Origin of the sequence: Paracrocinitomix mangrovi, assembly GCF_019740355.2 — a bacterium.
GTDB classification, from domain to species: Bacteria; Bacteroidota; Bacteroidia; order Flavobacteriales_D; family Crocinitomicaceae; genus Paracrocinitomix; species Paracrocinitomix mangrovi.
This window is the reverse complement of record NZ_CP091819.1, coordinates 1,208,894-1,221,018: the sequence shown is the minus strand read 5'-3', so window position 1 is coordinate 1,221,018 and position 12,125 is coordinate 1,208,894. Positions and strand designations below refer to the sequence as shown.

The 12,125-nt window shown below is 35.2% G+C and carries 8 protein-coding genes; 4 read left to right on the top strand and 4 right to left on the bottom strand.

Annotated elements, in window-relative coordinates:
* Positions 1–112: 112 nt before the first annotated feature.
* A complete protein-coding gene (gene dnaE, locus K6119_RS05510; RefSeq protein ID WP_221836277.1) occupies positions 113–4,486 on the top strand; it encodes a DNA polymerase III subunit alpha in 4,374 nt (1,457 codons plus the stop codon).
* A gap of 60 nt (positions 4,487–4,546) precedes the next feature.
* Here the strand turns inward: dnaE and K6119_RS05505 are convergent, their stop codons facing one another.
* The 3 genes from K6119_RS05505 to K6119_RS05495 are packed head-to-tail and all read right to left on the bottom strand — an operon-like array spanning position 4,547 to position 8,750.
* Entirely contained in the window at positions 4,547–5,089 is a 543-nt protein-coding gene (locus K6119_RS05505) for a hypothetical protein (RefSeq protein WP_221836275.1), read from the bottom strand.
* Between the two features lie 18 nt (positions 5,090–5,107).
* Positions 5,108–7,150, bottom strand: a complete 2,043-nt coding sequence (locus K6119_RS05500) for a S9 family peptidase (protein WP_221836272.1) — start codon at positions 7,148–7,150, stop codon at positions 5,108–5,110.
* Entirely contained in the window at positions 7,083–8,750 is a 1,668-nt protein-coding gene (locus K6119_RS05495) for a L,D-transpeptidase family protein (RefSeq protein ID WP_221836269.1), read from the bottom strand. The genes K6119_RS05500 and K6119_RS05495 overlap by 68 nt, the downstream gene beginning before the upstream one ends.
* Before the next feature lie 58 nt (positions 8,751–8,808).
* Here K6119_RS05495 and K6119_RS05490 point away from each other — a divergent pair, with 58 nt between their 5' ends.
* The 3 genes from K6119_RS05490 to K6119_RS05480 are packed head-to-tail and all read left to right on the top strand — an operon-like array spanning position 8,809 to position 11,515.
* A complete protein-coding gene (locus K6119_RS05490; protein ID WP_221836266.1) occupies positions 8,809–9,420 on the top strand; it encodes a rhomboid family intramembrane serine protease in 612 nt (203 codons plus the stop codon).
* Complete coding sequence (locus tag K6119_RS05485; RefSeq protein WP_221836263.1) at positions 9,417–10,259, top strand: aminotransferase class IV; 843 nt, start codon at positions 9,417–9,419, stop codon at positions 10,257–10,259. The genes K6119_RS05490 and K6119_RS05485 overlap by 4 nt, the downstream gene beginning before the upstream one ends.
* Positions 10,260–10,312: 53 nt before the next feature.
* Positions 10,313–11,515, top strand: a complete 1,203-nt coding sequence (locus K6119_RS05480) for a tetratricopeptide repeat protein (RefSeq protein WP_221836261.1) — start codon at positions 10,313–10,315, stop codon at positions 11,513–11,515.
* On the opposite strand, the gene K6119_RS05475 is transcribed toward K6119_RS05480, so the two are convergent.
* Entirely contained in the window at positions 11,512–12,087 is a 576-nt protein-coding gene (locus tag K6119_RS05475) for a YqgE/AlgH family protein (RefSeq protein WP_221836258.1), read from the bottom strand. The genes K6119_RS05480 and K6119_RS05475 overlap by 4 nt on opposite strands.
* Positions 12,088–12,125 lie beyond the last annotated feature (38 nt).

Genomic DNA, 12,125 nt, shown 5'->3' with positions numbered 1-12,125 from the left:
TTGTGTTCCTATGTTAATACTTTCTTAATAACTATGCTTTTATGGAAGCCCTTAATTCCTTAATTTTATATGTTCGTTTTTAACGAGGAATAACCAATAACAAACCTGATTAATGTACATTATATTTGATACCGAAACTACTGGTTTACCTAAGAACTGGAATGCGCCAATTACAGACACTGATAACTGGCCAAGGTGTATTCAAATAGCATGGCAGCTCCATGATGAAAATGGAGACTTGATTGAGCATCAAGATTACCTTATCAAACCGGATGGATTTAATATTCCGTTTGAATCAGAGCAAATTCACGGAATTTCAACTGAGTTAGCAGAACAACAAGGAGTTCCGATTCAAGATGTTCTTCAAAAATTTAATGAGGCACTTTCTAAAGCAAAATTTGTTGTTGGTCAAAACATTGGTTTTGATATCAATGTAATGGGATGTGAGTTCTACAGGTATAGTGTAGAAACACCTATGATTGAAATGCCTATCCTTGATACCTGTACAGAGAAAACAGCTGAATTATGTCAGTTGCCTGGAGGTAGAGGAGGTAAGTTTAAATTACCAACTCTAACTGAGTTGCACGAATTTTTATTTGGAGAAGCTTTTCAAGAAGCTCATAATGCTACTGCGGACGTTGAAGCTACTACCAGATGTTTCTTTGAGCTAATCAGAACAGGAAATTTCAGTAATCAGGAGCTAGAGGCAACAGACAACTATATCCAAAATTTCTTAGAAAAGCATCCGGATAAAATTGCTACTGTTGGTTTAGAGCACAAAAATTTAAAAGCTGAATCTGATAAACTTAGACAGCTTGAAGATACTGAGCCTTCAATTTCAAAAGAAGAGGTAAGGGAGAATCTGGACCAATTATCAGATATCCCATTTAGCCACCTTCATAATTATTCTCAATTCTCAATTCTTCAGTCTACTACCAAAATTAGAAATCTGGTATACAAAGCAGGAGAAATGAATAGTCCTGCAGTTGCACTTACCGACTCAGGAAATATGATGGCAGCTTTTCACTTTGTAAGTGATGTTAAATCATATAACAGAGAGCTTGAAGCAGAGAAGAAAAAGGCGGAGGAAGAGGGCAAGATATTTAATAAAAGACCATTAATTCCAATTGTTGGATGTGAATTCAATATCTGTAAAGATCGTACTGATAAAAGCAATAAAGACAATGGGAATACTGTGGTAATGTTGGCTAAAAATAAGGTCGGTTATCACAATATGGCAAAGATGTCATCTATTGCGTTTACTGAAGGTTTTTACTACGTTCCACGAATAGACAAGAACATTGTCACTCAATACAAAGGTGAAATTATTGTATTGAGTGGTGGTTTAAATGGTGAGATACCAAACCTGATCCTGAATGTAGGAGAAAATCAAGCTGAAGAATCGGTAGTATGGTGGAAAGAGCAATTCGGTGATGATTTTTACCTTGAGTTGATAAGACACGGTTTACCTGAAGAAGATAGAGTAAATGAGACTTTATTGAGGTTTGCCGAGAAATATGACATCAAAATAGTTGCAACTAATAGAACTTACTATTTAAATAAATCAGACTCAGATGCACATGATATCTTATTGTGTATCAAAGATGGAGAATTAAAATCTACTCCAAAAGGTAGAGGAAGAGGGTTTAGATACGGTCTGCCAAATGATGAATACTATTTCAAATCTCCGGACGAGATGAAGAAATTGTTTTCTGATTTGCCACAGGCCATTGAAAACACAAATGAGATTGTTGCTAAATGTGAGGCTTATGATTTAGCAAGAGAAATATTACTTCCGGCTTTTGATATACCTGAAGAGTTTCAAGATCCGCAGGATTTGGAAGATGGAGGAAAACGTGGAGAAAATAACTACTTGCGTCACTTGACATATGAAGGAGCCAAGAAAAGATGGGGAGAAGAAGGGATAACTGAAGATATCAAAGAGCGTTTAGATTTTGAGTTGGCAACAATTGCCAATACAGGATATCCGGGATATTTCTTGATTGTTCAGGATTTTTGTCAGGCTGCCAGAGATATGGGAGTGTCCGTTGGACCGGGTAGGGGATCAGCTGCTGGATCAGCAGTTGCATATTGTACCGGAATTACGAATGTTGATCCTATTAAGTACGATCTCCTATTTGAGCGTTTCTTAAATCCTGAAAGGGTGTCAATGCCCGATATTGATATCGACTTTGATGATGAAGGAAGACAAAGAGTTATTGATTGGGTAATTAATAAATATGGCTCAAATCAAGTTGCTCAGATTATTACTTATGGTACAATGGCGGCTAAGTCTTCTATTAGGGACACTGCACGTGTTTTGGATTTACCATTGCATGACGCAGATAGATTGGCCAAACTTGTTCCGGATATTAAATTGAACAAAATATTTAACCTGGATGAGGTTGAATTAGCAGATAAGTTAAAGAACAATCAAGATGATATTACAAAAGCGAATGAGTTAAAGTCGCTTATAAAATCAAAAGATTTACAAGGAGAGGTAATCCAACAAGCAGTTTTGCTTGAAGGTTCAATGAGAAATACTGGTATCCATGCATGTGGTGTGATTATTACACCGGATGATATTACCAATTTTGTTCCCGTTGCACTTGCTAAGGATTCAGACATGTACTGTACACAGTTTGATAACTCTGTGGCAGAAGATGCTGGTCTGTTAAAGATGGATTTCCTGGGATTGAAAACGCTAACTTTAATAAAGGATGCGGTTAAAATTGTCAAGGAAAGACATGGGATTGAATTGGATCCTGAAAACTTTCCTATTGATGATGAAAAAACTTATGAGCTTTTTCAACGGGGAGAAACGATCGGGATATTCCAATACGAATCTGCCGGTATGCAAAAGTATCTTCGAGAACTGAAACCAACAGTTTTTGCGGATTTAATTGCTATGAATGCCTTATACCGTCCGGGACCGTTGGAGTATATTCCTTCTTTTATTAAAAGAAAACACGGAATAGAGGAGATTGTATATGACCTGGAAGCTACCAAAGAATATTTAGAAGAAACTTACGGAATTACGGTATATCAGGAGCAAGTAATGCTCTTGTCGCAGAAATTGGCCAACTTCTCAAAAGGTGAGGCAGATACTTTGCGTAAAGCAATGGGTAAAAAGAAGTTTGATCTTCTTGCTAAAATGAAGCCTCAATTTTTGGATCAAGGAGAAGCCAATGGACACGACAGAAAGGTGCTGGAAAAAATTTGGGTAGACTGGGAAGCATTCGCATCCTATGCCTTTAACAAATCTCACTCTACATGTTATGCTTGGATTGCTTATCAAACTGCTTATTTAAAAGCGCACTATCCAGCAGAATACATGGCCTCAGTATTGAGTAATAACATGAATGACCTTAAACAGGTAACCATGTTTATGGAAGAGTGTAAGCGTGCCGGAATCCCCGTTTTAGGTCCAGATGTAAATGAATCTCAATATAAATTTACTGTAAACAAAGAGGGAGCTATCCGATTTGGATTAGGAGCAATTAAAGGAGTTGGAAGTAAACCAGTTGAGGCCATTTTTGAGGAGCGTTCAGAGAACGGACCGTTTGCGTCTGTTTTTGATATGGTTTCTCGTGTCAATTTAAGAGCTTGTAATAAAAAAGTGTTTGAGAATTTAGTGCTGGCCGGAGGTTTTGATTCATTTGGTAATATCAGTCGAGCGCAGTTTTTTGCAGAAGACCAAAACGGAAAAGTATTTCTTGAAAATGTATTAAAGTTTGGTGCTCGCGTTCAAGAAAATGAGGATTCTTCACAAGTAAGCATGTTTGAAAGTGTTGCTGCTGAAGATGTACCACAACCACAGCCCCCTAGAGTAGATGATTGGCCAACCTTAACAAAATTGAGTAAGGAAAAAGATGTTGTCGGAATCTATATTTCCGGGCATCCATTGGATGATTTTAAATTGGAAATTAACAGCTTTTGTAATTCCAGAGTAGCTGATATTGTACAATTAGAGAAGTTTGCCAATCAGGAATTGAGAATGGCGGGAATAATTACAGACGCCCAACATAGAACTACTAAACACGGTAATCCTTTTGGTACGTTTGACATTGAAGATTATTCAGACAGTCAAAGACTATTTGTTTTTGGTGAAGATTATATGAAGTTTAAGCATATGCTGAGCATTGGAACGTTTGTGTTCTTAACCGGGCGTGTGCAAAAAAGCAGATATAGAGAAGATCTTGAATTCAAAGTACAACAACTAGAATTACTCACAGAGTTAAGAGACAAGAGAGCAAAAACTCTTTGTTTAAGTGTGGAGTCTTCAGATCTGACAGATCATATGATAGATGAACTATACCACATTATTCAAGACCACACAGGAAACTGTTCTTTAAAATTCATAGTTAAAGATCATAAATCAAATACAGAACTTAAAATGCCAAGTCGCAGTTTGAAAGTTCCTGTAGACAATGAATTCATTAAAAAAGTTGAAGAATTACAAGTATTTGAATACGTAATTGAATAAAAAAAGACGGAGACAATGAAAATTACATTGCCTCCGTCCTTATACTTCTGGTTTAAAGCTTTACAGTACTTTAAAAGACTGAATATATTTTCTTTCTACTTCTTTATCAAAGCTACTTTTGCTTCCTGAAAAAATAGATAATCGGTATTCTATTCCGTTGATAATAGTAATATAAATATTACCAAAAAATTTGACTTTTTTGCCTTGACCGTCTTTTACTTTTCCTTTAATTGGGTTTTGTAGTCCGGCATATCCTCCTTCAATTTCCCAGGGAATACACTTTTTAGGGTCAAATTTTGAGTTGAATGCGTCTGCTGTCACAATGATTCCTTCTGCAATTTTCATGGCATAGTCATCTGTCGGAATCTTTTCTTTATAGATAAATGCACTGAGCATAATAATCATTCCCTTGTATGTACAAGTTGCGGTAACAACCGTCATATCATCTTCTGCATCCAATTTGTCATCATAATTAGTTGGGAATTCAATTTGAAAATGTGCGGTATCACTTTTGAATTTCTCTTGTCCATTCACTATTGCTGTGGACAATAATAAAACTAGAGACAATATCACTTTATGTAGGTAGTTGTTTAAATTGAACATAGTAGAACTAAGTTAGAATTATTTTACGCTAATTCCGCTTCTCCAAAAAATGAAAGCATATTCAAGCGCTATTTCTTTCATTGACTCAAACCTTCCGCTTGCACCTCCGTGTCCAGCATCCATGTTGGTATGAAGTAAAACAATGTTGTTGTCTGTTTTGTATTCACGCAGTTTGGCAATGTATTTTGTTGGCTCCCAATATTGAACCTGTGAATCATGTAATCCTGAGGTGATCAACATTGAGGGATAATCTTTTGCTTCAATATTGTCATACGGTGAATAAGAAAGCATATAATCATAATACACTTTTTTATTAGGGTTACCCCATTCATCATATTCACCCGTGGTTAAAGGAATACTGTCATCTAACATTGTAGTAACTACATCAACAAAAGGTACTTGCATAACGATTCCTTTCCACAATTTAGGTTCAATATTAGCAATAGCTCCCATTAACAAACCTCCTGCAGATCCTCCCATGGCAAATACGTTTTCGCTATCAGCAAATTTGTTATCCACCAAATGCTTTGCCACATCAATAAAATCGTAAAAAGTATTCTTTTTAAACAACAGCTTTCCTGTGTCATACCAATGTCTTCCTAAATATTCTCCACCTCTTATATGTGCAATGGCAAAAACAAAACCTCGATCTAACAGTGATAATCTTACAGATGAAAAGTAAGGATCAATCGTGGATCCGTAAGATCCGTAAGCGTAAATTAAAATTGGATTTGAACCATCCTTTTTAAATTTGTCTTTGTGATAAACAAGAGAACAAGGAACTTTAACTCCATCACGTCCATTGGCCCATACACGTTCAGACTGATAGTTTGTCGAATCAAAGTCACCCTGAACAACTTGCTGTTTTACAAGTGTCCATTGAAAGTTTTTGAAATCAACATCATAAACTGAATGGGGTGTAGTCATTGACGTATATCCAATTCTGAAATTATCTTGATCTATTTCAGGATTTGTTCCCAGATAAAGCATGTAGGTTTCCTCTTTGGGAGGCAACACAAAGTTTTTATTTGATTTTCTATCGTATATCTTTAGTTGAGACAAACCATTTTCTTTCTCAACAACCACAATGTGAGATTTGAATACTTCAAAATCTTCTATGTAAATATCATCATTGTGTGCTTGAATTTCTTCCCATTTATCATAAGATCTGTCAGATAGATTACATTTTACTAATCTGAAATTTTCTGCATTTTTATTGGTCTTGATAAAAGCAATGTTTCCATCCATCTCAGGATAGTATTCATGGTCTTCTTCTCTTGCTAGAAACAATTCAAAATTGCTATCATCATCAGCACTCTTTATTTGATATTCTGTAGTTAAAGTACTGTGAGAACTTATGAGTAGATGCTTAAAATCTTTATTGATTTCAACAGAGCAGATGTAAGTATCATCTTTTTCTGTATATATAATGTTGTCTGATTTATCTGAAATATTGTACTTGTGAACTTGATAAGGACGCAGTGTTTTTACGTCCCTTAAACAAAAGTACAAATCAGTATTATTGTTGTGCCAGGCCAGGTCTGAACTACAATTTTCTATTTTATGGTCCAGTATTTCACCTGTTTTTAAATTTTTGAATCTTATTTGATACAATCTCCTACCGGTTATGTCTTCAGCAAAGGCCATTAGTGTGTTGTCTTTGCTAATTGTAAAAGAAACTACTTCATAATAGGGATGATTTTTTGCCTCTTCATTTTCATCCATTAAGATTTCTTCTTCAGCTTCAAGAGATCCATTTTTGCGGCAGTGGATAGGATGTTCCTGTCCGGTTTCATAACGAGAATAATACCAGTAACCATTCTTTAAATAAGGGGCTGACATGTCATCTTCTTTGACACGTGCTCGCATTTCTTTAAACAACAATTCCTGAGCTTCTTCTGTTGGTTTCAGAATTGCTTTTGTGTAATCGTTTTCTGCATTTAAGTATGAAATCACATCTGGATGTTCTCTGTCGTTCATCCAGTAATAATTGTCAATCCTTTCTGATTGGTGAATCTTCAGCAACTTGCTGATCTTCTTCGCTATCGGGGGTTTGATCATCTGGTAGATAGAATTTTTTATAGGCGTTGTCAATGTATTTTTTATCTCTTCCGTAAATATCGGGATGAAAAATAACATTTCCACTACTATCTCCTGTTACAGTGAAATATTCTATATAAACTTCAAAAGGATCTTTTAGTTCAATAACCCTTTGGGTTCCTCTGTAAACAAGACTGTCTAAGGTATCAGCTTCCATGGCGTTAACTTCAGATGATAATATAGATTTGGCTAAATCAAATGGTCTGTGAAGTCTAATACATCCGTGAGAGTAGGCACGCACATCATTTTCAAATAATCTTTTAGTAGGCGTATCATGGATAAATACTGAGTGAACATTTGGGAATAAGAATTTTATTTTCCCCAAACTATTTCCTGCACCACCATCCTGCCTTACTCTATAAGTAAAGCTATTTGTACCAACACCTGACCAGTCTACAGCAGTAGGATCAATCTGTTGTCCATCTTTAAATACCTTGTATCCTCTTTTTGAAAAGTATGCTGAATCTTTTCTTGCTCCGTATAAAATCTCTGTAGAAGCAATAGAGTAAGGCACATGCCAGAATGGATTGGTGATCATTCTTTCCATAGATGCATGGAATTCTGGTGTTTGCGTATCATATGCACCAACTATTACTTTGTGTTTACTTTTAAGTTGAGTACTATCAAAAAAGTAAAGTGTAAATTCAGGGATATTCACACGAATGTACTTCGCTGGATATGGTTTCTTTTTCCATCTCCATTTTTCCATAGAAATGGCTGCGTGATAAAAGCGTTCATTGTTACTTTCATTTAATGCTCTTCCTGTCCATTTACCTACGATTCCGTCATCTAACAACCCATTTAATTTTTGGAATTTTTTAAGTTCATGGATAAAATTACTGTCCTTATCACTGATAGAAGCATCAAGATATCCATGACCTATTAAAGCTTCATGAGCTGCATGATAACACTTAACTGAATCTTCTTTAAATGCAGGAATGTCATAAGTCATTGTATCCAAAGTGTAAGTGTCTAAAAACTGTACTAAACCTGTTTGTAACTGTTTATATTCCCAGTTTTCCGGTTGATGCGCCAGAATGACTTCAGCAGGATCTGATCCTTCTCGTACTTTGTCAAGTTCTGCTATGAGATCAAAATCTAAGGAGTCTTTTTTCCAGGTGTAATTACCTGTTGTTGGATCTACACAACCTGCATCCATGTGTGATACATACAATAGAAAGCCGTTAGATAAAATCATCTCAGCGTCTAAAATCGAAGTGTTTTTTGTTTCCCTGATTAAAGAGTAATTGAACATTTCAGGCATGAATCCATGATGACGCGCATTTTTTATAAGATCATAAAGTACTTCACCTTTGTCATTAAGTTTATTGTCAACAATCCAAATAGGTTGAAAATCATTTGTTTGATAGAAAGAAAGCACCTCAGATGAGGCCATCAATGTATCTCCATCAAATACCAAATAATCAGCTGATTTATATTTAGATTTTAATTCATCACTGATGGCTTGTTCTTCTTCAGTAAGTACTCTTGAATTTCCAGAACATCCAATTAATGAAACAAAAACGGCAAGGGTCAGTATAAAGTGTAAGTAGCGTTTCATCTTATAATTTGATGCAAGGTAAGTAATTCATCTAATAAGATAATCAATTATTAATTAAATGTATATCACCTATTTATTATTAGTTGTTACTATTCTAATTTCCGTTAAAGGCTTTAGCGATAATGACTTTAAATGGAAGTGGATGTGGAATCCATATCAGGTAGTACACCATAAACAGTGGTATCGTTCATTTTCTCATGCATTTATTCATGCCAACTGGATGCACCTTATATTCAATATGTATGTATTGTATGGGTTTGGTGTAGCTTTAGAAAAGAGTATGATCTTTTTATACGGCCCAAAAGGGTACATGTATTTTGCTTGCCTTTATGTAGGTGGAATTTTGTTTTCAACCTTGTTATCATTAAATCAACATAAGGATAATATGCACTATAATTCGTTAGGTGCATCCGGAGCAGTTATGGCTGTGATGTTCGGTTTTATTATGATTCATCCATCAGTTGAGCTGATGTTTATTTTTGTCCCTATACCTATCAAAGCGTACATACTTGGTCCAATTATTTTAATTGCGGAGTATTTCATGGCTAAAAGGGGAGGTACCGGGATTGCACATGATGCCCATTTTGCGGGTGCAATCTTTGGAATCGTCTTTATGATAATTGTAGATTATCATTTGCTCTTGGAATTGCCTCAAAAAATTGGATTATGAGTGGATTTGTGAATTTTAATGGAAGTTTGTTGCCTGCTGATAAGTATTCAATCATGGCCGGTAATAGGGCTTATTTATACGGAGATGGACTATTTGAAACAATTAGGGTCATCAACGGAAAAGCCATTAATCTGGATAACCATTATATGAGGTTGTCTGAAGGTATGGAAGCACTGCAAATGAAACCTCCGGCAAATTATTCCGCATCATTTTTTGAAGAACAAATCAATGAATTGGTTGAGCAAAATAATATAGAGCAGGGTGGAAGAGTAAGATTGAGTGTAGACAGAAAACCCGGAGGAAATTTTTTGCCTAATTCCAGTCATGTAGATTACTACATTGAAGCCTATCATCATGATGAAAATAGGTTTGTGTTAAATGACAGGGGCTACAAGATTGATTTGTATGATGAGATTAAAAAAGATATCTCTCCACTGGCAAAGTATAAAACAAAGAATGCCCTCATTTATATCATGGCAAAATTATCTTCTCAAGAAAAAGGGGTAGATGATTTGCTGATTCAGAATTATAAAATGGGAATTATTGAAGGGGGTAGTTCTAACTTATTTGTTGTAAGTAACGGAGTGTTATATACACCCGGACTTGATTTAGGTCCATTGGCAGGCACCATGAGAATGCAGATCATTAATATCGCTTTGCAAAATGGAATTAAAGTATATGAGTGTAACATTTCACCTCAAAATTTATTGGTGGCTGATGAGGTGTTTTTAACCAATGCCATTCAAGGTGTTATATGGGTGGATTCCTATCGAACAAAACATTATGGTAAGGAAATGGCTAAAAATCTGACTTCATTATTAAACGATCAGTGGATTTAGCTGTAGAATTATTAACTTAAAGGAGTATTTACAAATTACCCATGACTTATTTTATGAGACACATTTTTCTTTTACTTACATTATTATTTTCTTTTTCAATTCAAGCTCAAACAGCCAAGCAAGTTAACAAAGCAATTAAAGTATTTGGCAAGGATATAGACAAAGGCCTTGATAAGTTAACTACTTATATGTCCAAAGAAAAGTATCCCAGCTTGTATGCTTTTGAGGTGCTTGTAACTATGGAACATTTAAAATACTTGTACAATGTTTCAAAAGGAGATGAAATTGAAGAGGCAATGATAGAGGAAAATGATGGGGAACCACTTGATTCTGTCGGAGTTCAACTGATAGATGACATAAAGAGATTTAGCAAAGAAAACTTTCTGGATGTATGCCGCTATAGTTCGTTAGCATCTTTTTCACAAAATGCAGATATGTATCTAAGACAAATGGTGGCAGAGGAGAAGCTTGATACAAATGTTTCTGATGATGGATGGGAGCTTTTTGATGAGGGTAAGTTAAAAATAGATGATGGTGAATTTGAATTGGCTGAACTGAATTTCAGAAAAGCTATGGATAAAGATTCAGGATTTTATTTGGCTAATATTTACCTGGGACACACATTCTATTATAGAGAAAATTATGATTCAGCCATGTTCTTTTATGAGCGATCAAGAACAGCTTATCCTAATAAAATGTTACCTAGAACTTGTATTGTAGATTGTTTGGTTCAACAAGGTTTGTTTTACAGAGCTAAAAAAGAATGTCAACAAATGCTTTTTCTTTATCCGGGACATGACATTAAGTCAAAATACAATGAAATTTTATCGGTAGAGAACAAAGTGATGAACGACCGTCGTTTTACCCGGTATTTTTATCCAAATACTATTGGAGAAGATGACGCAGAAAGATATGGACCTACTTATTGGAAAGATTATAGAGATGCAAAAAAAGAAGTAAGTAGATATTGTAATGAAGATGGTATTATTGAGGAGAATGGTTTGACAAAAGACAGGTATTTGGAAGTGTATAGTTTTAGAAGAATGTTAGAGGAAAACCAGGAAGATTTGCCTGATATTTATGAATTTCCTTTAAGAATGATGGAAGATGGGTATCTAGAACCTTTTGTTTTTATCTCTATGTTTCACATTGATATTTTACCACAGTTACAAGATTATATGTCCAATGAGGACAATCGCAAAAAATGTGAAGACTACATTGATAAGTACTTATTGGAAACTAGAGAAAAACACTAGTTCAAAGAGGCATCTTTAGGAAAGTGAGCAAATGCTTTGTATTTGCCACCCATGCTCTCCATATAGTCATTCCAAATACTGTTGTAATCAACATCCATGATGTCATCAATGTTTTTGATATCTGAAACTAACCAGGAGTTGTGTTTTAATTCTCCTTCCAATTGTTTTTCTACCCAGCCAGAATAGCCTAAGAAAAATCTTATTTGATTGTGGGCTACTTGATTACTGGCAATCATTTCTTTGAGAATTTCAAAATCACCTCCGGCATATAGTTTACCTGTGATTTGAATACTTCCCGGTAAAGCATCTCCAAGTGTATGTATGTAATATAGGTTTTTGGTGCTAACAGGGCCTCCTTTAGATATTTTTGTATCAAACTCAGGCATCCCTTCAAATTCTGATAGTTCAATATCTACATAATTGTTGAGGACAAAACCGAAAGTACCTTCTTCATTGTGCTCACACAGCAAAATAACTGCTCGCTGGAAAAATTCGTTTTCCAGAAAAGGTTCTGTGATTAACAGTCTACCTTTTTTAGGCGCTAATGAATTGTATACATTCAAATCCAGCATACCGTAAATATAAGGAATTCCTACCTTATCTTCTGATA